The organism is Rheinheimera sp. SA_1 (assembly GCF_001669775.1).
Classification (GTDB): Bacteria; Pseudomonadota; Gammaproteobacteria; order Enterobacterales; family Alteromonadaceae; genus Pararheinheimera.
The window spans coordinates 15,292-37,680 of sequence record NZ_LXWK01000020.1 but is presented as its reverse complement, the minus strand read 5'-3'; the positions used below and the strand labels follow the sequence as shown (position 1 = coordinate 37,680).

Annotated in this window: 19 protein-coding genes; 9 read left to right on the top strand and 10 right to left on the bottom strand. The window is 48.1% G+C overall.

The annotated features are described in order from the left end of the window. Nucleotides 1-60: 60 nt before the first annotated feature. From A5320_RS19950 to mioC, 5 genes are all read right to left on the bottom strand, one after another. A complete protein-coding gene (locus tag A5320_RS19950) occupies nt 61-951 on the bottom strand; it encodes a ParB/RepB/Spo0J family partition protein (RefSeq protein WP_068069426.1) in 891 nt (296 codons plus the stop codon). A gap of 23 nt (nt 952-974) precedes the next feature. After that, a complete protein-coding gene (locus tag A5320_RS19945; RefSeq protein WP_068069424.1) occupies nt 975-1,769 on the bottom strand; it encodes a ParA family protein in 795 nt (264 codons plus the stop codon). Between the two features lie 13 nt (nt 1,770-1,782). Then, the gene (rsmG, locus tag A5320_RS19940) at nt 1,783-2,448 is read right to left on the bottom strand and encodes a 16S rRNA (guanine(527)-N(7))-methyltransferase RsmG (protein ID WP_231916795.1); all 666 of its coding nucleotides are present in this window, start codon (nt 2,446-2,448) and stop codon (nt 1,783-1,785) included. Between the two features lie 33 nt (nt 2,449-2,481). After that, nucleotides 2,482-4,371, bottom strand: coding sequence for a tRNA uridine-5-carboxymethylaminomethyl(34) synthesis enzyme MnmG (mnmG, locus tag A5320_RS19935; RefSeq protein ID WP_068069421.1), 1,890 nt, complete (start codon nt 4,369-4,371; stop codon nt 2,482-2,484). Nucleotides 4,372-5,053: 682 nt separating this feature from the next. After that, entirely contained in the window at nt 5,054-5,491 is a 438-nt protein-coding gene (mioC, locus tag A5320_RS19930; protein ID WP_068069417.1) for an FMN-binding protein MioC, read from the bottom strand. A gap of 162 nt (nt 5,492-5,653) precedes the next feature. On the opposite strand from mioC, the gene A5320_RS19925 reads away from it, so the two are divergent. The 3 genes from A5320_RS19925 (at nt 5,654) to A5320_RS19915 (ending at nt 8,678) form a co-directional block, all read left to right on the top strand. Further along, nucleotides 5,654-7,483: a DEAD/DEAH box helicase gene (locus tag A5320_RS19925; protein ID WP_197490215.1), complete on the top strand. Its 1,830-nt coding sequence runs from the start codon at nt 5,654-5,656 to the stop codon at nt 7,481-7,483. 128 nt (nt 7,484-7,611) lie between these two features. Beyond that, nucleotides 7,612-8,055, top strand: a complete 444-nt coding sequence (trxC, locus tag A5320_RS19920) for a thioredoxin TrxC (RefSeq protein ID WP_068069414.1) — start codon at nt 7,612-7,614, stop codon at nt 8,053-8,055. Between the two features lie 83 nt (nt 8,056-8,138). Continuing rightward, complete coding sequence (locus A5320_RS19915; protein ID WP_068069411.1) at nt 8,139-8,678, top strand: YbhB/YbcL family Raf kinase inhibitor-like protein; 540 nt, start codon at nt 8,139-8,141, stop codon at nt 8,676-8,678. Between the two features lie 93 nt (nt 8,679-8,771). Here the strand turns inward: A5320_RS19915 and mnmE are convergent, their stop codons facing one another. The 5 genes from mnmE to rpmH form a co-directional block, all read right to left on the bottom strand. After that, complete coding sequence (gene mnmE, locus A5320_RS19910) at nt 8,772-10,136, bottom strand: tRNA uridine-5-carboxymethylaminomethyl(34) synthesis GTPase MnmE (RefSeq protein WP_068069407.1); 1,365 nt, start codon at nt 10,134-10,136, stop codon at nt 8,772-8,774. A 152-nt stretch (nt 10,137-10,288) separates the two neighbouring features. Then, nucleotides 10,289-11,935, bottom strand: coding sequence for a membrane protein insertase YidC (yidC, locus tag A5320_RS19905; protein WP_068069405.1), 1,647 nt, complete (start codon nt 11,933-11,935; stop codon nt 10,289-10,291). An 8-nt stretch (nt 11,936-11,943) separates the two neighbouring features. After that, on the bottom strand, nt 11,944-12,201 hold the full coding sequence (yidD, locus tag A5320_RS21830; protein ID WP_082971936.1) for a membrane protein insertion efficiency factor YidD: 258 nt from the start codon (nt 12,199-12,201) through the stop codon (nt 11,944-11,946). Further along, complete coding sequence (rnpA, locus tag A5320_RS19900) at nt 12,153-12,524, bottom strand: ribonuclease P protein component (RefSeq protein ID WP_068069399.1); 372 nt, start codon at nt 12,522-12,524, stop codon at nt 12,153-12,155. Before rnpA ends, yidD begins: the two co-directional genes overlap by 49 nt. 19 nt (nt 12,525-12,543) lie before the next feature. After that, nucleotides 12,544-12,678: a 50S ribosomal protein L34 gene (rpmH, locus tag A5320_RS21825; protein WP_082971935.1), complete on the bottom strand. Its 135-nt coding sequence runs from the start codon at nt 12,676-12,678 to the stop codon at nt 12,544-12,546. Nucleotides 12,679-13,126: 448 nt separating this feature from the next. On the opposite strand from rpmH, the gene dnaA reads away from it, so the two are divergent. The 6 genes from dnaA (at nt 13,127) to glyS (ending at nt 22,342) form a co-directional block, all read left to right on the top strand. Then, the gene (gene dnaA, locus A5320_RS19890; protein ID WP_068069672.1) at nt 13,127-14,494 is read left to right on the top strand and encodes a chromosomal replication initiator protein DnaA; all 1,368 of its coding nucleotides are present in this window, start codon (nt 13,127-13,129) and stop codon (nt 14,492-14,494) included. Between the two features lie 12 nt (nt 14,495-14,506). Further along, complete coding sequence (gene dnaN / locus A5320_RS19885; RefSeq protein ID WP_068069396.1) at nt 14,507-15,610, top strand: DNA polymerase III subunit beta; 1,104 nt, start codon at nt 14,507-14,509, stop codon at nt 15,608-15,610. A gap of 13 nt (nt 15,611-15,623) precedes the next feature. Next, the gene (gene recF, locus A5320_RS19880) at nt 15,624-16,739 is read left to right on the top strand and encodes a DNA replication/repair protein RecF (RefSeq protein WP_068069393.1); all 1,116 of its coding nucleotides are present in this window, start codon (nt 15,624-15,626) and stop codon (nt 16,737-16,739) included. Further along, nucleotides 16,723-19,140 carry a DNA topoisomerase (ATP-hydrolyzing) subunit B gene (gene gyrB / locus A5320_RS19875; protein ID WP_068069387.1) on the top strand — a complete coding sequence of 806 codons (2,418 nt, stop codon included), beginning with the start codon at nt 16,723-16,725 and terminating at the stop codon, nt 19,138-19,140. Before recF ends, gyrB begins: the two co-directional genes overlap by 17 nt. A 213-nt stretch (nt 19,141-19,353) precedes the next feature. After that, a complete protein-coding gene (gene glyQ / locus A5320_RS19870; RefSeq protein ID WP_068069384.1) occupies nt 19,354-20,274 on the top strand; it encodes a glycine--tRNA ligase subunit alpha in 921 nt (306 codons plus the stop codon). A gap of 1 nt (nt 20,275) precedes the next feature. Beyond that, nucleotides 20,276-22,342 (top strand): glycine--tRNA ligase subunit beta, encoded by a 2,067-nt coding sequence (gene glyS, locus A5320_RS19865; RefSeq protein ID WP_068069383.1) that lies wholly within the window; start codon nt 20,276-20,278, stop codon nt 22,340-22,342. Nucleotides 22,343-22,389 lie beyond the last annotated feature (47 nt).

Here is a 22,389-nt window from a genome sequence, read left to right as displayed (position 1 = left end):
TTTTTGCAACCAAAAGCGGCGTCACTGCTGTATTTGTCGGGGTTTTAGTAACCCAACTGCTTAAATTTCAGTCTCTGCCACACCAAGCTTGGCCAGAATGCCATCAAGCTCGGCCAGATTGCTATACCCGATCACCAATTCGCCTTTGCCTTTTTTGCTGTAACTGATCTGAACCGGTGCAGCAAACTTCTCACTCAGTGTTTGCTCGAGCGCGGCGACATCCGGATCTTTCACTTTGGGCTCGCTGGGTGGCAGTGGCTCAAGAATACGGCGTACCAACGCTTCCGCTTCACGTACTGTCATTTGTTTTGCAGCAATGACCCGGCCGGCATCCGACTGCTGCTCTGGCGTTAACGTCAGCAGCGCACGGGCATGGCCCATTTCGATATCACCATGCTCCAGCAAGGTTTTGACATCGTCCGCCAGCTGATTTAACCGCAGCAGATTGGTCACAGTTGTACGGGATTTACCCACCGCATCAGCGACTTGCTGATGGGTCAGTTCAAATTCTGTCGATAACCGTTGCAGCGCAACCGCTTCTTCCATCGCATTTAAGTCTTCTCGCTGGATGTTCTCAATCAGGGCGATGGCAACAGCTGCTTCATCTGGCACGTTTTTGATAATACAGGGGACTTCAGCCAGACCTGCGATCTGACTGGCACGCCAGCGTCTTTCACCGGCGATAATTTCGTATAAGTTATCAGCGACCTGGCGCACGACTATTGGCTGGATCACACCTTGGGCGCGAATTGAACTGGCTAAATCTTCAAGCGCATCCTGCGACATGTCTTTACGTGGCTGATACTTACCTGGTTGTAAAAACTCAATCGGCAATTTTTGTAGCTCGTGCGGATGACTTTCAGCCTGAGCGACATTTCCTGTTGCTGCCGGTCTGCCATTGGTCAGTAATGCATCCAGACCACGTCCTAAACCCCGTTTTTTTACCGACATCTGTTCACTCATTCCTTAAAATCTCAAACTGGGGCTGTGGTTTTGACGACTTTTTTATCGGCCCGTCGTAATATTTCACCGGCCAACGCCAGATAGGCTTTAGCACCGGTCGAACTTTTATCGTAATACATCACCGGCGTGCCAAAACTTGGCGCTTCTGCCAACCGCACATTGCGTGGGATCACCGCGCGATAAACCTTTTCACCAAAATGTCGTTTTAATTGCTCAGAAACATCATTGGCCAAGCGGTTGCGCGGGTCATACATGGTGCGCAGAATACCTTCGATCTTCAGATCGGCATTGATGACGGACACCAGTTTGTTAATGGTTTCAACCAGTGCGGTCAGGCCTTCCAGCGCATAATATTCACATTGCATTGGCACCAGCACCGAATCAGCGGCGGCCATGGCATTGACCGTCAGCATGTTCAGTGATGGCGGACAGTCAATAAAAATAAAATCGTATTTATCGCGATGATCTTTGAGGGCATTTCGCAAACGCAGCTCACGCGCAAATACATCCAGCAACCGCACTTCAGCCGCGGTGACATCAGAATTCGCTGCGACCAAATGGTAACCACCGGCGGTTTCAGTGACGACCACTTCAGGCAGTGGTTTTTCTTCCACCAGTAATTCATAGGCAGTTGCGGCAACTTCGTATTTGTCCACGCCGCTGCCCATAGTGGCATTGCCCTGTGGATCCAGGTCAATCAACAATACTTTGCGTTTGGTAGCGGCCATAGATGCGGCCAGATTTACTGCGGTGGTGGTTTTGCCAACACCACCTTTCTGATTCGCAATTGCGATGATTTTTCCCACAGTACTCCCTCGATCAATCAGCCTGAATTGCAACCTTCTGCGCCGTTTTTTGCAGAACCTTCTGCACAACCACCAAATAACGCTGGCCGTTCAGCTCTGGGACCTGCAAAGTTTCACTGGCGACAACTTTAACAAAATCAGGCAAAGCTGCAATTTCTTCCTGCGCCTGGGCGCCTTTCATGGCTAGAAACTGGCCATTTGCTGCCGGTAAATGTGCGCACCAACCGATCATATCACTTAAAGACGCAAAAGCACGACTCAACACGACGTCATAACCTTGTTCCGGCTGATGATCTTCAACCCGGCTTTGCAATGGCGTGACATTTTTTAATCCCAGTTGCAATTTGACCTGATTTAAAAACCGGATCCTTTTGCCAAGACTATCGAGCAAAGTAAATTGTTTTTCCGGAAAACAAATCGCCAGTGGGATCCCGGGAAGCCCCGGGCCAGTGCCAACATCAATAATTCGTTCGCCCTGGATAAAAGGCGCTACCACCAGGCTGTCCATGATGTGTTTAACCAGCATTTCTTCCGGATCACGCACCGATGTCAGGTTATAAGCGCCGTTCCATTTGTCTAACAACTGCACGTATTGCACCAGCTGTTGTAACTGTAACTCTGACAACTGCAAACTGGTTTGTGCCACCAGTTTCGTTAATTTTTCCAACAAGTGGTTCATGTATTCGCCATTAAAATATTTACAATCATCAAGTTACGCAGACTTTCGCAATAAACCCTGTTTTTTCAGATAGACCAGCAACAACGAAATAGCAGCTGGAGTAATACCCTGAATGCGTGAGGCCTGGCCAACAGTTTCCGGTAATGACTGATTAAGTTTCATCACCACTTCGTTCGATAATCCTTTCACCACTGAATAATCAAACTGGGTTGGTAAACGACTGTTTTCATTACGTTCGTGTTTGGCAATCTCATCTTGCTGCCGATTGATATAACCTTCGTACTTGATCTGAATTTCTACTTGTTCGGCAGCAGCCGGATCAATCAAAGCCGGACCGACACCCTCGATCGCCATTAGATCCAGATAATTGACTTCCGGACGGCGGATCAGATCTTCCAGGCTCGCTTCACGGCTTAACGGTGTTTTTACCAGTGCGTTCACCTGCGCGACTGCTGCATGCTGCGGATGGATCCAGTTCTGTTTCAGGCGTTGGCGTTCCAGTTCAATTTGTTCCATTTTGATATTAAATGCCGCCCAGCGCACATCATCAACCAAGCCCAATTCACGGCCTTTCGCGGTTAAGCGGGAGTCAGCGTTATCTTCGCGCAACATCAGCCGATATTCAGCACGGCTGGTAAACATCCGGTACGGCTCTTTGGTGCCCATGGTGGTCAGATCGTCGACCAATACGCCGGTATAAGCCTGATCGCGGCTTGGGATCCAGGCGTCTTTTTCCTGAACCAACAATGCTGCATTGAGACCAGCCAGTAAACCTTGTGCACCAGCTTCTTCGTAGCCTGTGGTGCCATTGATCTGGCCTGCAAAGAATAAACCTTTGATAAATTTGGTTTCGAGTGATGTTTTCATATCCCGTGGATCAAAGAAATCATACTCGATGGCATATCCAGGCCGGGTGATATGCGCGTTTTCCAAACCTGGAATTGAATGCACCAGCGCCAGTTGCACGTCAAAAGGCAAGCTCGTTGAGATGCCGTTTGGATAGAGCTCGTGTGTGGTTAAACCTTCAGGTTCGATAAAGATCTGGTGTTTATCTTTGTCAGCAAAACGGTTGATCTTATCTTCGATCGAAGGACAGTACCTTGGACCTACGCCTTCAATCACACCGGTGTACATCGGTGATCTGTCTAAACCACCACGGATGATGTCGTGTGTTTGCTGATTGGTGTAGGTGATGTAACAAGGAATTTGTTGCGGATGATCGCTGATCTTGCCCATAAACGACATCACAGGCACCGGGGTATCACCTGGCTGTGGCTGCATTTTGCTAAAATCGACGCTACGCGCATCTATGCGCGGAGGAGTGCCGGTTTTTAATCGACCAACCCGGAACGGAAGATCCCGTAACCGTCTTGCCAGTGCAATGGATGGAGGATCACCAGCACGACCACCACTGTAATTTTCTAGGCCAATATGGATCTGTCCGCCTAAAAAGGTTCCAACCGTCAGCACCACAGTTTTGGCCGTGAACTTCAAGCCCATTTGGGTTACAACACCACAAACCTGATGATTTTCAACGATCAGATCATCACAAGCTTGTTGAAAGATCTGTAGATTTGGCTGGTTTTCTAAAGTGGTACGAATAGCTGCCCGATACAACTGTCGATCAGCCTGAGCACGTGTGGCACGTACTGCCGGGCCTTTTGAACTATTCAGCGTGCGAAACTGGATCCCGGCCAGATCCGTCGCTTTTGCCATGGCGCCACCTAAGGCGTCTATTTCTTTGACCAGATGACCTTTGCCAATGCCGCCAATTGCCGGATTGCAAGACATTAAGCCCAAAGTCTCGACGTTATGAGTCAGCAATAAAGTCTGCATGCCCATCCGTGCGGCTGCCAACGCAGCCTCGGTGCCGGCATGACCACCACCAACCACAATCACATCATAACTTTGTTGGAACAACATATTGGCCTCTGGTACTTCAAGCTGAATGCTAAAAAAGGGGCACGTATTGTAACTGGATCTGCCCTGAAACGGAACGACTAAAATTCGATCACGATCCTTGAAGATCTCTTAATATATTTAAAGATCTTTATTTAGATCTTCTTATTACTCTTACTATTAGAGAAGCCGTTTTAGGTGGATAAGCTGCTTTTACGTCAAAGGATCAAGATCTTACGAAAGATCTAAACTGTGATCTGATCCGGATCCACTGCGGTTGATCCTGTGTTTAAGTCGCCTACTTATACACAGGCCGGATCTCGATTAATTTGATACAGAGGATAATACCAGCATATACACCTGCTTATACCTTAGTTATACACATTAACTATTAAAATGTTCTAAAACTGTGGGTAACTAGGTATAGCTTGATCATAACCAGGATCCGGCTTTTATCACGCTTTTATCAGATTGATATTAAGAGTTTGATTTTAAAGAAGCAGATACTGCAGTCAGTTGATTGTGAATTGCTGCAATCAACTGGTTGACTTGTTTAAGACATCCAGTTTCTGGAAAGTGACTTGTGTATTTGGCGGGCTGAAATGCCCGCCTTTTTTTATTTCCATGGATAGTTTGCCGAAAAATGCAGGAAGCAATTCACCGGCGATCGGCCGACTAAGTAGTCGTTTATAAAGTGACGTGTTGTTTAACTTATTAAAGCCATAAACTGCGGTAACCAGACGAGAGCCTGATCTTCCGGCAAATCTGCGGTCAGTACGTCGATATCTAGTTTTATTCCGAGCGTTGAAGCTTGTTTTGCAGCCAGTAACGTTTCAATTTTCCTGCCCGCCAGACAAAAAGTATCATAGCTCGAATCACCTAAAGTGATCACGGCATAGGAAACTGTGGTAAGATCACTTCGATCTTGTGCTAATTGATCCGCAAAGGGTTGGATATTGTCGGGCAGATCACCCGCACCGTAGGTCGAGGTGATCACTAACCAGGTAGAGTTCCTGGCTAGTTGTTCTAAATCGGGTGTCAGATGCAGCCTGACTTCATAACCCGCTTGTACCAGTGTATCAGCTACTTGTTCTGCAGTGTATTCCGCTGCACCCATTTGGCTGCCCACGAGGATCTCAATCATCTGTCAAACCTATGTCAGTAAAATGATTGGCTATACTACTGGAATAAAAACGTGCAAAGCCATGCTTTTGTACGTTTGGGGTATTTTTACAGCAAAGCAGGCTCTGTAAAACTACAATAGCACAACCACCATCGCCTGCGTGTTATTGAGGTTTTACAATATATGTCTGAGTCCCTGACTTTTTCCCAGCTAATGCTGCCGGAACCCTTGTTACGTGCAGTAACAGAATTGGGTTATGAAACTCCATCGCCTATCCAGGCGGCGGCCATCCCAAAACTGTTAGCGGGAGAAGATTTACTGGGTCAGGCGCAAACTGGTACTGGTAAAACAGCTGCCTTTGCGCTGCCACTGTTAGCCCGGCTTGATCCGGCGCAAAATGAACCACAAATTCTTGTATTAGCACCAACCCGTGAACTGGCGATTCAGGTTGCTGAAGCTTTCCAGGCTTATGCCCGCTTTATGCCAGCATTCCATGTACTGCCTTTATATGGCGGTCAAAGTTACACAAACCAGCTGAAATCGTTAAAACGCGGTTCGCAAGTCATTGTCGGTACGCCAGGTCGTATCCTTGATCACTTAGATCGCGGCACGTTAAAGCTGGATAAATTACGCGCCATCGTGCTGGATGAAGCCGATGAAATGCTGCGGATGGGTTTTATCGATGACGTGCAGACCATTATGGATGCCACGCCAGCCGGTCGTCAGGTTGCAATGTTCTCTGCAACTATGCCTTCACAAATCCGTGCCATTGCGCAAAAGCATTTAAAAAATGCGCATGAAATCAAAATCGAATCTAAAACCAGCACTGTCGAGCGTATTTCTCAGCGTTATGTGATGCTGGACAGCAATCAGAAACTGGACGCGTTAACCCGCGTGCTGGAAGGTGAAGAATATGATGCCAGCATCATTTTCGTCCGCACCAAAAGTGCCACCGAGGAAATTGCCGAAAAATTAGGTGCTCGCGGTTATGCTGTAGCTTGCCTCAATGGCGATATGAACCAGGCCAACCGCGAACAAACTATTCGCCGCTTAAAAGCCAGCCAGATTGACGTGATTGTGGCAACCGACGTTGCTGCCCGTGGTCTGGATGTGGAACGGATTAGTCTGGTTATTAACTATGACATTCCGTACGACAGTGAAGCTTATGTGCACCGGATTGGTCGTACTGGCCGTGCTGGTCGTGAAGGTAAAGCGATTTTATTCGTGTCGCCACGTGAACGCCGTTTACTGCGCACTATTGAAGTTGCCACCCGTCAGCCGATTGAAAAAATGTCGCTGCCAACCGGTGAAGTGATTGAACAACGTCGTATCGAAACTTTCCGTGCCACGCTTGCCAACACTATCGAAGCGAAAAACTTAAGTTTCTTCCAGGACTTAATCAATGACTGGCGTGAAAAGCTGGAAACAACCGATGCAGATTTAGCTGCTGCATTGTTGTTTATGGCGCAAAAAGATCAGCCGTTAAACGTGGCCAAGCAGTTCCCGGAAATCCGTGAACCGCATGCCCGTGGTGATCGCCCGGATCGTCCAGCTGAGCGCTCAGGTGAACGTCCAGCCCGTTTTGAGCGTGGTGATCGTCCGGAGCGTTCAGGTGACCGTCCAGAGCGTGCACCACGTCCACGTCGCGAAATGCAGGGTAACTACAACACGTACCGGATTGAAGTGGGTAAAGAGCACGGCGTACGCGCTGGTGACATCGTTGGTGCTATCGCCAATGAAGCCAATATCGACAGCCAGTTCATTGGTAACATTAAACTGTTTGATCATTTCTCTACCGTTGAGCTGCCGGCAGATATCCCAACCGAAATCTTCCAGCACCTGAAAAAGGTTTATGTGCGTAAGCAAAAGCTGAATATCAGTGTTGATACAGGTAGCGCAGCTGGTGAACGTACTGAACGTCCAGCCAGTGATCGTCGTCCTTCTTCAGCGCCTGCTGGAGCTGGTGCTGGTCCGCGTCCAGGTGCTGCACCGAAGCGTCGTACCCGCGAGTAAGAAATGCTCTGAATGAAAAAGCCGGCTTTGATGCCGGTTTTTTTTATCTGCAATTTAACGACGCCTTTCCTTGAAGCTAATATGGTTCAACCCAAGATCAACTAACACATGCTTCTTGGAGAATTTTGATGATTATTGCCTGCCCGCATTGCGCCGGTTTAAACCGGATCCCGGCTGAAAAGCTCGCTGCTGCACCGGTTTGTGGTAAATGCAAACAGCCGTTGTTCAGTGGTCAGCCAGTGGACATTACCAGCGCAAACTTTGCTAATCTGGTGCAAAAATCAGAATTGCCGATAGTGCTGGATTTTTGGGCCAGCTGGTGTGGGCCTTGTCTTAATTTTGCGCCGGTATTCAGCCAGGCTGCACGCGAACTGGAACCAAATTTTCGCTTTGGTAAAATTAATACTGAACAGCAGCAACAATTGGCGGCGCAGTTTCAGATCCGGTCGATCCCAACGCTGATGTTGTTTCAACAAGGAACCATGATTGCGCAGCTGGCTGGCGCTTTGCCGAAGTCGCAGTTTTATCAGTGGTTACAACAAAACGCTGCAAAATTAAATCCTGTCAGCTAAGGTTGTGCGGTGAATTTTCAAAACGAATAGATGTAAATAATCTACTCGTAATTTAATAACTAAAACCAGACACAAGGAACCCTATGAAACCATTATTGTGCGCTTTGGCCATATTGGCGACGTCGTTATCAGCCAGCGCGATTGAGTTATCCAGCCCGGATATTAAAGAAGGTCATTTTATGGCCAATACTTTTGAATTTGCAGGTTTTGGTTGTGCCGGCGGCAACAAATCTCCGGCGCTACAATGGAAAAACCTGCCGGCTGGCACCAAAAGTATTGCCATTACCGCTTACGATCCGGATGCACCAACAGGTGCTGGTTGGTGGCATTGGTTAGTGGTTGATATCCCAGCCGATACCCAAAGTCTGAGTCAAGGCGCTGGCTCGACCGGTGGTAAAATGCCTGCGGGTAGCCGTAGCTTCAGCAATGATTACGGTATCAAAGAGTTTGGCGGCGCCTGCCCGCCAGCGGGCCATGGCATGCACCGATACCAGTTCACGGTATGGGCGCTGCCAGAATCAAAACTTGCAGTGCCAGATAACGCCAACGCAGCAACTATTGGTTATATGCTGAATGCCAGTGCGCTGGCGAAAAAAACCTTAACTGCGACTTATGCCCGTTAACGTTGATTTGTCCTTTGCAAAAATGAACAACGCCGCAATTTGATGCGGCGTTGTTTTATAGAGTGTTCCAGCTGTGGCGGGCTGCCAGCGTGCTTATTTTCCGATACAGAAACTCGAAAATATCCGTCCCAGTAAATCATCTGAGCTAAATTCACCGGTGATTTCATTTAGTTGTTGCTGCGTTAACCGCAGCTCTTCTGCCAACAACTCGCCAGCCAAATGATTGTGCAGCTGATATTCACCAATGTCTAAATGCTCCATAGCACGTTGTAAAGCATCCAGGTGACGGCGTCTGGCGATAAAACTACCTTCAGTGCTGGCTTCAAAGCCGATACAGGCTTTGAGATGGTCGCGCAGCGCATCAATGCCCTGATTGGTTTTGGCAGAAATGTGAAAAACCGGTGTGTCGCCCTGAGCATTGGCGCCGATTTGTTCACCCGTTAAGTCCGCTTTGTTCCGAACAACAGTGACACCTAAGGTCGCAGGCAAACGTTCAATAAATTCCGGCCAGATGTCTTTTGGGCTGGTGGCATCGGTGGTGGTGCTGTCGACCATAAACAGCACCCGATCTGCCTGCAGAATTTCCTGCCAGGCGCGCTCTATGCCAATCTGCTCGACTTTGTCGGTTGCTTCACGCAAACCTGCGGTATCGATGATATGCAGCGGCATACCGTCGATATGGATGTGTTCACGTAGTACGTCGCGGGTGGTGCCAGCAATGTCAGTGACAATCGCCGCTTCACGACCAGCCAAGGCGTTCAGTAAACTTGATTTGCCGGCATTTGGCCGGCCGGCAATCACCACTTTCATGCCTTCACGTAAGATACTTCCTTGGGTGGCTTGTTTTTGAATCCCGGTTAAATCGCTGATGATGCTAGCCAGGTCGCCGGCCACTTTCCCATCGGATAAAAAGTCGATTTCTTCGTCAGGAAAATCAATGGCCGCTTCGACGTACATTCGCAGGTAAATGACTTTCTCGACTAACGCATGGATTTTATTTGAAAATTCACCCTGCAATGATTGCATGGCAGAACGGGCTGCTTGTTCTGAGCTGGCATCAATTAAGTCGGCAATCGCTTCGGCTTGGGTTAAATCCAGTTTGTCGTTCAGAAAAGCCCGCTCGGAAAATTCACCGGGACGGGCAATACGCACACCGGTTAACTGCAACAACCGGCGTAGCAACATATCCAATAACACGGGTCCGCCATGGCCTTGTAATTCCAATACATCTTCGCCGGTAAAAGAATTAGGGCCTGGAAAATACAGCGCTATGCCCTGATCTAAAACAGTACCGTCCGCGTCATAAAACGCTAGATATTCAGCAGAACGTGGTTTTGGCAATCGATGTAGCACTGCTTGCGCCACTGCTTTGGCTGCCGGGCCAGATACCCGCAAAATGCCAACACCGGCGCGTCCGGGGGCAGTAGCCTGAGCGGCGATGGTATCTGATGTGTACATACAAACCTCGGATTATTAGTTGCTGTAGTGGTGTCAGGATGCTGACCGGTCAGCAATTTCTGCTTCTACATTCTTGACTTAAAAGCCTTCCTTGCCAATAAAAAATGCCCATTTTTGGAATGGGCATTTGCAGGCGGGTAAGCAAATCGCGGTTATTTGGCTTCGCGCACGTACAAGCCTTTTTTCTCCATACCACGGTAGATATAGAGCATCTGACCCAGTGATACTAAGTTACTGACGACCCAGTACAATACCAGTCCGCTTGGGAACCACAGGAAGAACACGGAGAAGGCCACTGGCATCCATAGCATAATCTTCGCCTGCATTGGATCGGTGACGGTCATCGGCGTCAGTTTTTGCATGATAAACATGCTGATCCCGTAAAGTACCGGTAAGACGTAATACGGGTCTTGTACTGATAAGTCGGTGATCCACAGCATAAATGGCGCCTGACGCAATTCAACACTTTCCACAAACACCCAGTACAGCGCCAGGAAAATCGGTAACTGAATTAACATCGGCAGACAGCCACCCATCGGGTTCACTTTCTCTTTCCGATACAGTTCCATCATCGCCGGACCCATCTTTTGACGGTCGTCTTTGTAACGGGCTTGCAGTTCATCGATTTTCGGCTTCAGATTACGCATCTTCGCCATCGATTCGTACTGAACTTTGGTCAGTGGGAACAAAGCGCCTTTAACCAGCAGGGTGATAGCGATAATCGCGATACCCCAGTTGCCAACGATGCCGTGGATAAATTGCAGGAACCAGAACAGTGGTTGTGAAATGAACCACAAAATGCCGTAGTCGACGGTCAGATCCAGACCGTTCGCCAATAACTTCAGGTTGTCCTGATCCTTTGGACCGGCATAAAAAATAGCACTGAAAGTTTTGGTTTCGCCAACTGCGATACTTGATTGAGGACCTTGTGCGCCAATAACGCCTAAATTTCCTGACACCAAGCTATATAGCTGATTGGTATCTTCCGCTTGTGGTACCCAGGCTGCAACGAAGTAGTGCTCCAGCATGCTGACCCAACCGCCTTTGGTGCTCAGACTCAGATTGGCGTCGGCCATATCTTCAAAGGAGAATTTTTCATAACGTTGTTCAGCGGTAGAGTACGCACCACCACGGTAGACCGGCATCATCATGTTGCTGCCTTCGCCATTGTCGATGGTTTGGGCGAAATGATAATAAGGCTGGACAACTTTGCTGCCGTCGCCCTGGTTGGTTACTGAATATTCAACCCGGACATCATATTTGCCCGCAGTGAAAATGAAACGTTTTTCAATCAGTAAACCATTGTGCTGTAACGTAAATGGCACCACCAATTCAGCTTGACCATTCGCCAGCTGATAACTGGTTTGGGCAACCTGGTAAGTTTGACGTGGGGCTTTTTTGTCATCCGGACCGTCACCGAGTAAACCGGATTGGGCTACATATTCAAAACCATTCAGTTGACGCATCAGTTGGTAAGAAGAAGGGTTCTCCTGCGATACGGTAAAACCTGGTAATTCCAGGCCAACAATATCACCACCTTGGGTGTTGATTTTCACCGTCAGCACATCAGTTTTAACTTCAACTAATTGCACTGCACTCGCGGTGGTGACTGCAGCAGCTGGAGTCGCTGGAACTGCACCGCTTAACTGCAAATCAGCCGAAGTGGTGGTGGTTTGCGTGGCTGGTGTAGCTTGCGTTGCAACAACCGGCTTCGGACCATAATCAACCTGCCATTGTTGCCATAATAAAAAACTGACTAAGGCCAGGGCAATAACTAAAAAACTGCGTAGCGATTCCATGTGTGGGCTTATCTCTTTGGCTTTTCCGGAACTGGATCATCACCACCCGGATGTAAAGGGTGACATTTTAATAGGCGTTTGGTAGTTAACCAACAGCCTTTTATTGGACCGAAGCGTTCTAAGGCTTCAATCGCATAATGCGAACAGCTGGGGTAAAAACGACAACTGGGACCAAACAGTGGACTGATACAACGCTGATAGCCTGTTATTGCCTTGATTAAGACTTGGGCTGAAGTGCGAGGTACTGGCGGGAGATTTTGCTCCATAACCGCTCCAGTTGTTTGTGTAACTCTTCATTATCCGTGTTGCTGATATCACCTTTAACCATCAAAACCAAATCTACCGGTGGCAGCTGATGTTGATGTAAACGAAAACTGTCGCGGGCACAACGTTTGATACGGTTGCGTTGCACGGCTAATTTAACACGTTTTTTTGCGATCGTCAGACCAATACGCGGCGTAACTGAAGAATTAGGTTTACAAAGGATGGTAAACAGAGGAGACGCAACCCGGAATGGGTTCTGGAAGACATTGTCGAATTCGCGGGGAGTTAACAGACGTAACTCCCTGCTGAAGGTATAGCTGACCACGCAGCGCTTTATAATCTGACTAGACTGTTAAGCGCTTGCGGCCTTTAGCACGGCGACGCGCTAATACTGCACGGCCATTTTTAGTAGCCATACGTGCACGAAAACCGTGAACGCGAGCACGTTTTAAAACGCTAGGTTGAAATGTTCTTTTCATAACTTCGTCCGTCCGGTCGATATTTACTAAGGTTTATCTGTGTTTTAGTAAAGTACCAAAACGCAGCGATTTCAAAAGAGCGCGAATTTTAAGGATTAAGTGGGTGCTTGTCAATGCGATCCTTGGTTAAATAACGATCCGATCCTTGTATTTGCGCTGATCAGTCAGAGTTTTCCACAGGCTGGCGTCTGCCACGGGATAAAATGTGAATTAAATGCTTTTTATCTCCCTGATATTTCCGAATCGTCTTTGCAATTCTTTCGGTATTATCAATTTGTATAATGGTTATTATTTGTTTAAAAACAAATAGATGCCTTATATCTTGGCCAAATGAAGCATTTTTCAAAAAGTCAATATTGCAGTTGTGGATAAGATCAGACCATAATGCCGGTCTTTGCATAACGCCTGCCTTGCTAAATAATAATTATTCGGGGCTTTTGGAGATATGGTGTATCAGTCAGTCTGGCAAAATTGCCTTGAAGCACTCCAGTCTGAATTGCCCGCACAGCAATTCAGCATGTGGATCCGGCCATTGCAAGCCGACAGTTCTCATGATGCGCTTACCTTATTTGCACCAAACCGCTTTGTGCTCGATTGGGTTCGGGACAAATACCTGAATCGGATCAATGAACTGATCCATGATTATTGTGGCGATCATGCACCACGCCTGCGGTTTGAAGTCGGCAGCAGTCAAAAGGCCGTCAAAGCCCCGGTACCTGCGCGAACCAACCATATAGCACCTACTCAGGCGGTACAAACGGCAGAAGTCGCTGAACCAGCACCAAAAACTATTGCCCGCAGTAATGTTCGTGCCAATTATACCTTTGACAACTTTGTTGAAGGTAAATCGAACCAGTTGGCGCGCGCTGCGGCCAGTCAGGTCGCCGACAATCCAGGAACCGCTTACAACCCACTGTTTATTTATGGTGGCACTGGTCTTGGTAAAACTCACTTATTACATGCGGTCGGTAACGGCATTCTGGCGAAAAAACCAGACGCGAAAGTCATCTATATGCACTCAGAGCGATTTGTGCAGGATATGGTTAAAGCGCTGCAAAATAATGCTATTGAAGAATTTAAGCGGTATTACCGATCCGTTGACGCTTTGCTCATCGATGATATTCAGTTTTTTGCCAAAAAAGATCGTTCGCAAGAAGAATTCTTTCATACTTTCAATGCCTTGCTTGAAGGTAATCAGCAGATCATTTTAACTTCTGACCGTTATCCAAAAGAAATCGACGGTGTTGAAGAGCGGCTAAAAAGCCGATTTGGCTGGGGTTTAACTATCGCGATCGAGCCACCTGAGCTGGAAACCCGGGTCGCGATCCTGATGCGAAAAGCCCAGGAAAATAATATCCGGTTACCGGAGGAAGTGGCATTTTTCGTCGCAAAACGTCTTCGTTCCAATGTTAGGGAATTGGAGGGTGCATTAAACCGTATCACGGCCAATGCCAACTTCACGGGCCGGCCGATCACCATTGATTTTGTCCGCGAGTCGCTGCGCGATCTACTGGCGCTGCAGGACAAACTGGTGACCATCGAGAATATTCAAAAAACCGTTGCTGAGTACTATAAAATCCGGGTGGCTGATTTATTGTCAAAACGCCGCTCGCGTTCGGTGGCCAGGCCACGACAAATGGCAATGGCGTTATCAAAAGAGCTGACTAACCACAGCTTGCCGGAAATTGGCGATGCTTTTGGTGGGCGTGACCATACAACAGTGTTGCATGCAGTGCGCAAGATTGAGTCACTCAAAGAAGAAACTCATGAAATTAAAGAAGATTTTCAGAATTTGATTCGGACGTTGTCGTCTTAATAGGGAAAGGTTATGCAATTTTTCATTGACCGTGACACTCTGCTAAAGCCACTGCAAATGGTATCTGGTGCTATTGAACGTCGGCATACCTTGCCTATTTTGTCTAACGTCCTGCTAGATGTCACCACCGATCAGTTATCGCTGACCGGCACCGATTTAGAAATCGAATTGGTTGCTGCGGTGCCGCTGACGCAGGTGCAGAGCACCGGTCGGGTGACCATTCCAGCAAAAAAGTTACTGGATATCTGCCGTTCACTGCCGGAAGGTTCGCCGTTGCATATTGCGGTGCAGGGCGATAACTGCATCGTCAGTACCGGTAAAAGTAAATTTACCCTTGCCACTTTAAGTGCATCTGACTATCCAAATCTGGAGTCCTGGCAAGGCGAAGTTGAATTTGAACTGAGCCGGGCGCAACTGCGTAAGTTGCTCGACGATACTGCATTCTCGATGGCTAATCAGGACGTGCGTTATTACCTGAACGGTTTATTGTTTGAAGTCGACAACGGTACTTTAAGAACTGTTGCTACGGACGGTCATCGTCTGGCATTAAGTTCGATGGAATTGCCGGTGGTGGCTGGTCAACAAAAACAGGTAATCATTCCGCGCAAAGGTGTGCTGGAGTTGATGCGTTTACTGGCTAGTGATGATCAGGTTATTCGCTTGGCCATAGGTCAGAATCATATTCGGTTGCTTGATAGCCAATTTAGTTTCAGCAGCAAACTGATTGATGGTCGTTTCCCTGATTATCGTCGGGTATTGCCACGCAACAGCTCAAAGCAAGTTACAGCGCATCGTTCAGTGCTAAAAGACGCTTGTGTCCGCGCTTCTATTTTGTCGAATGAAAAATACCGTGGTGTGCGTTTCACTTTGAGCAATGGTGAGCTGCAGATTGTTGCCAATAACCCAGAGCATGAACAAGCGGAAGAAGTGATTGAAGTTGAGTATCAGGGCGATACACTGGAAATCGGCTTTAACGTCGGTTATGTGCTGGATGTATTAAACACCTTAGCAACCGATTTAGTCATTATGCATCTAAGTGACGCCAACTCGAGTTCGTTGGTCGAAGGTGTTGGTAATCAGGGCGCTTTGTACGTCGTGATGCCAATGCGTTTGTAATTCGTTTACGCGCATGGCGCTGGCGCAGTTACAGCTGACTGAATTTCGCAATATTCAGTCAGCAGGTTTGCAGTTCTCACCGTCGATGAATTTAATCTGTGGTGAAAATGGCAGCGGCAAAACTAGTGTGTTGGAAGCTATTTATTTGTTGGCGCATGGACGTTCTTTTCGAACGACCAAAGCACAGAAGATGATCCGAAACCAGCAATCGCATCTGGTGTTGCATGGCAAAGTGAATTGGTCGTCGCAGTTGCTGAGTGTAGGCATGCAGCGTGACCGAAGTGGTGATTGGCAGTTAAAACTGAATGGCGAAAAAGTCACCCGTATCGCCGATATCGCCAGTTTATTGCCAGTACAGTTGATCACTCCAGAAAGTTTCAGACTGTTTTTTGGCGGGCCAAAAGAACGGCGACAATTTTTTGATTTAGGATTGTTCCACGTGGAACCTTCTTTCTATGAACTTTGGGTGTTGTTTAATAAGGTTTTAAAACAGCGTAATGCCTTATTAAAAAGCAAACAACAGTACAACGACAGTTATCGGTTTTGGGATCAGCAACTTGCAGACACTGCCGTTGCCATTCAAAAGCTGCGGCAGGTTTATATAAATCAGCTGACATTGATGTTGCAGCCACTATTACAACCCATCAAGGCGTTAGCCAGCGTGGAGCTTGAATTGGTTGCTGGCTGGTTAAATAAGCAAGGTGACGCGGCTGAACTGTTGGTGCAACTGCAAGATAACTTTTTAAGTGATCTTAAAGTGGGCTACACCCAACTCGGGTCACAAAAAGCAGATTTGCGGATAAAAATAGACGGCGAATATGTCGAAGAATTTCTATCACGTGGTCAGCTGAAAGTTTTATTGTTTGCCTTAAAAGTTGCGCAAAGTAACCTAATTTTTTCCAGCGGCCACAAACAGCCGCTGCTGTTGATCGATGATTTAGCCTCGGAATTGGATGACCAATCTAAGCGCTTTATCTTTAGTTTTTTACATCATATCAATTCGCAGGTGTTTATTACTGCAATTGAAGCTGCTCAAGTCTTGCCACATGTGTCAGACACTGAGGTTGGATTGTTCCACGTGGAACATGGGCAGATAGTACGGACGGATGAACATGGCCGAAGAACATAATTACGATTCCTCCAGTATCAAGGTACTGAAAGGTTTAGATGCAGTCCGGAAAAGACCGGGTATGTATATTGGAGATACCGACGATGGCTCAGGCCTGCACCACATGGTGTTCGAAGTCGTCGATAACTCTATCGACGAAGCGTTAGCAGGTTACTGTAACGACGTGTTCGTCACTATTCACAGTGACAACTCGGTATCCGTCCGTGATAACGGCCGTGGTATTCCAACCGATATGCACGAAGAAGGTGTCTCTGCTGCTGAAGTTATCATGACGGTACTACACGCCGGTGGTAAGTTCGACGATAACTCTTATAAAGTTTCTGGTGGTCTACACGGCGTTGGTGTGTCCGTGGTGAACGCGCTGTCAGACAAATTAGAGCTGACGATTCGTCGCAAAGGCAAAGTTCATAACCAAATTTATCGGTTAGGTGTACCGGACGAAGCGCTGAAAGTGATTGGTGAAACAGAGGGCACAGGTACTGAAATTCGTTTCTGGCCAAGTGATACCATTTTCACTGACATCAATTATCACTACGATATTCTGGCAAAACGCTTACGTGAACTGTCATTCCTGAACTCGGGAGTAAGCATCATTCTGACCGATGAGCGGGACGACAAGCGTGACCATTTCAAATACGAAGGTGGTATCGAAGCTTTTGTTCAGTACTTAAACCGTACCAAAACTGCAATCCATCCAAAAGCATTCTACTTTTGCTCAACACGCGATGACGGTATTACCGTTGAAGTAGCGATGCAGTGGAATGACTCGTTCCAGGAAGGCATTTATTGTTTCACTAACAATATTCCACAGCGCGATGGCGGCACTCACTTAGCTGGTTTCCGTTCGGCACTGACCCGTGTCCTGAACACTTACATCGACGCTGAAGGTTATGCCAAGAAGATGAAAGTGTCGGCAACCGGCGACGATGCACGTGAAGGCTTAACTGCGGTCATTAGCGTAAAAGTCCCTGATCCAAAATTCAGCTCACAAACTAAAGACAAGCTGGTTTCCAGCGAAGTGAAATCTGCCGTTGAAAGCGTGATGCACGAGAAGCTGAACGAGTATCTGCTGGAAAACCCGAACGACTCTAAAATCATTGTCACCAAGATTGTCGATGCTGCGCGTGCGCGTGAAGCGGCCCGCAAAGCCCGTGAAATGACCCGTCGTAAAGGCGTGCTGGATATCGCAGGTCTGCCGGGTAAACTGGCTGACTGTCAGGAAAAAGACCCTGCATTATCTGAACTTTACCTGGTAGAGGGTGACTCTGCGGGTGGTTCTGCCAAGCAGGGCCGCAACCGCAAAAACCAAGCAATTCTGCCACTGAAAGGTAAAATACTGAACGTGGAAAAAGCACGTTTTGATAAGATGATTTCTTCACAAGAAGTCGGCACCTTGATCACCGCGTTAGGCTGTGGCATTGGCCGTGAAGAATACAATCCGGACAAAACACGCTACCACAGCATCATTCTGATGACGGATGCTGACGTCGACGGTTCGCACATCCGGACGCTGCTGTTGACCTTCTTCTACCGTCAAACGCCAGAACTGATTGAACGTGGTTATATCTATATTGCACAGCCACCACTTTATAAAGTGAAAAAGGGCAAGCAAGAGCAGTACATCAAAGACGATTCGGCGATGACTGAATATCTGACTACCTTGGCACTGGATGAAGCGACTTTACACGTGAACCCAGAAGCACCAGGTATTGGCGGTGCACCGCTGGAAGCGCTGGTGACTCAGTACCACAAGTGTAAAGCGACCATTGAACGTTTAGGCCGTAAGATCCCATTAAACTTGCTGAACGAGCTGGTGTATGTGCCTGGTATTACCGTTGAGATGTTAAAAGACGCTGAGCGGACCAAAGACTGGGTGGCACAACTGGCCAAACGTCTGCAGGACAAAGAAGGTGATGGCTCTAGCTATGCATTTGATGTCACCGAAGATCGTGAGCGTAATCTGACTTTACCTAAGATTGTGATCCGTCAGCATGGTATCGATAACGAATACGTACTGCATTATGACTTTATCACCTCCATCGATTACGGCCGCATTGCCTCTTTAGGTGAATCGATCCGTGATTTGATGGAAGAAGGTGGTTTCTTCCGTCGTGGTGAGAAAATCAAACCAGTCACCAGCTTTGTTGAAGGCCTGGAATGGTTGATGACGGAGTCGAAAAAAGGTCTTTATATTCAACGCTATAAAGGTCTTGGTGAGATGAACCCGGAACAGTTGTGGGAAACCACTATGGATCCAAATACCCGTCGGATGCTGCAAGTCACCATCGAAGATGCGATTGGCGCCGATCAGCTGTTCAGCACCCTGATGGGTGATGACGTTGAGCCACGCCGCGCATTTATCGAAGAGAATGCGCTGCGGGTTGCTAACCTCGACGTGTAAGGTATTGTTTATAAATGACAAAGGCTCCTGCGGGAGCCTTTTCTTTTGAAGCCATCGCCCAAAGACTTCAATAAGCCTGTTCTTTACAGAGACAAGTCGATGTCAGAACAGCACAAATTCGTAAAAAACCCAATGAAAATGCCACTCTAAGCTACAGAAATCGTCGCTAAATAGGTATACTTTTCCGTCCTTTTCTTAAGCAGGTGCGTTGTGATGCACAAGTATGATATTCAAACATTCCAGGGTCTGATCCTGGCATTGCAGGATTACTGGGCGCGCCAAGGCTGTGTGATTGTCCAGCCGCTGGATATGGAAGTGGGTGCCGGTACTTTCCACCCAATGACCTTCCTGCGTTCATTAGGCCCAGAGCCGAGCAACGTGGCTTATGTGCAGCCATGTCGTCGCCCGACCGATGGTCGTTATGGCGAAAACCCAAATCGTTTACAGCATTATTATCAGTTCCAGGTCATCTTAAAGCCGTCGCCAGACAACATTCAGGATTTGTACTTAGGCTCGTTACGCGAACTGGGTATCGATACACTGGTGCACGATATCCGTTTTGTCGAAGACAACTGGGAGTCGCCAACACTGGGTGCCTGGGGTCTGGGTTGGGAAGTGTGGCTCAATGGTATGGAAGTGACGCAGTTCACTTATTTCCAGCAGGTCGGTGGCTTAGAGTGTCGTCCGGTGACCGGCGAAATTACCTATGGTTTAGAGCGTCTGGCGATGTATATCCAGGGCGTCGACAGTATTTACGATTTGGTCTGGGCTGATGGCCCGCTAGGTCGGGTCACTTATGGTGACGTGTTCCATCAGAACGAAGTTGAGCAATCAACTTACAACTTCGAACATGCTGATGTGCCTGCGCTGTTTGCTGCTTTTGATCAATATGAAGCTGAAAGCCACAAGCTTATTGAGCTGGGGTTACCGCTGCCGGCTTATGAGAAAGTGATGAAAGCCTCACATGCCTTTAATATGTTAGACGCCCGCCACGCCATTTCTGTGACCGAGCGGCAACGTTATATCCTGCGGGTTCGCACTCTGGCCAAAGCCTGTGCTGAAGCCTATTACGCAGCACGCGAGAAGCTTGGCTTCCCGTTATGCCGCACTCAAAACCAAACGCAGGAGGTCTGACGTGGTACAGGATTTTATCGTTGAAATTGGTACTGAAGAGTTACCACCAAAGTCGCTGCAAACTTTAGCAACCTCATTCCAGCAGAACATCGTTGATGAACTCAATAAGCTCGGTCTGCAATTTTCTGATACACAGTGGTATGCGGCACCGCGTCGTTTAGCGGTTCGTGTTAATCAGCTCGCTTCGCAGCAAGCTGACAAAATCGTTGAAAAACGCGGTCCTGCCATCGCTGGCGCTTTTGATGCGAGCGGTGTAGCAACCAAAGCAGCCCAAGCCTGGGCCGCTTCAAACGGTATCACAGTTGAACAAGCCGAACGGCTTGAAACTGATAAAGGTGCCTGGCTGGTGCATAAAGCCAAAGTGGTCGGCGGCGCAACGGTCAGTTTATTACCGGATGTGGTAAGTACAGCTCTGGCGAAATTACCCATTGCCAAGCCAATGCGCTGGGGTAATTCAACCGCTGAATTTATCCGCCCGGTGCACACCATTGTGATGCTATATGGCAATGACGTGGTGCCTGCGACGGTACTGGGTAAAACCTCCGGTCGTCAAACCCATGGTCATCGTTTCCACGCTCCGGCGCTGGTAGCCATTGCTAATGCTGATGCCTATTTACCGACAATGGAACAAGCTTTTGTTGTTGCGGATTACGCCAAACGTCGCGCCTTTATTGCCGCAGAAGTCGCGAAAACGGCAGCATCGCTTAATGGCGTTGTCGCGACCGACGAAGCACTGCTGGATGAAGTGACGTCATTGGTGGAATGGCCGGTGGTGCTGGTTGGTTCTTTTGAAGAACGTTTCCTGGAAGTGCCAGCTGAGCCGCTGATTTCCACGATGAAAGACAACCAGAAGTACTTCCCGCTGTTAGATAACAGCGGCAAGCTTTTGAATAAATTTATCTTTGTTGCCAATATCAGCAGCAAGGACCCAAGCCAGATCATCTCCGGTAACGAAAAAGTGGTGCGGCCACGTTTAACCGATGCCCAGTTCTTTTTTGGCGTGGATAAAAAGACCAAACTGGCTGATCGGCTGGAAAGTCTGGGTACGGTATTGTTCCAGCAAAAGCTCGGCACCTTACGGGAAAAATCCGAGCGAATTGCCCAGCTGTCAGGGTATATCGCCGGAAAAATTGGCGCGAACGTTTCGCATGCAACCCGGGCAGGTTTGTTATCAAAAACCGATTTGATGAGTAACATGGTCGGTGAGTTCCCGGAAACGCAGGGCATTATGGGCATGCATTATGCCCGGATCGATGGCGAGCACGAAGCGGTAGCCGTTGCGCTGAACGAGCAATACAAACCACGTTTTTCCGGCGACAGTTTGCCAGCACAGTTAGAAAGTTGCGCGGTGGCGATTGCCGATAAATTGGATTCACTGGTCGGTATTTTTGGTATCGGTCAGGCGCCAAAAGGCGACAAAGACCCGTTTGCACTGCGTCGTGCCGCCATTGGAGCACTGCGCATTATGGTCGAAAAACAGCTGCCACTGGATTTGCTGGATGTGATTGGTTATGCCCAAACCACCTTCGGTGACAAGCTGACACAAGCAACCGTCGCTGAAGAAGTGCTGGAGTTTATGTTAGGCCGATTCCGTGCCTGGTACGAAGCTGAAGGTTATGCCGTGGATGTGATCCAGGCAGTACTGGCTCGTCGCCCAACTAATCCGGCTGATTTTGACCGTCGGGTAAAAGCAGTGGCGGAGTTCCGTAAATTGGAAGCAGCTACCGCTTTGGCTGCAGCTAATAAGCGGGTGGCGAATATTCTGGCCAAAGTGGAAGGTGAATTGCCTACTGCAATTAATCAGAGTTTGTTACAAGCAGGGGCTGAACAGGCTTTAGCACAGGCACTGCTGAGCCAACAGCAAGCTGCAACGGCTTTAGTTGCTGCCGGTGATTACAACGCGAACCTGACACAACTGGCCGGGCTTCGGGTGGTCATCGATCAGTTCTTTGATGAGGTGATGGTTAATGTGGAAGATCAGGCGGTGCGAAATAACCGGTTGGCGCTTCTAAATCAATTACGACAAGCCTTCCTGCAAGTGGCTGATATTTCGCTGTTGCAGTCATAACAGTAGTAATACGACATAAAAGCCAGCACGCTGAATACAGAGTGCTG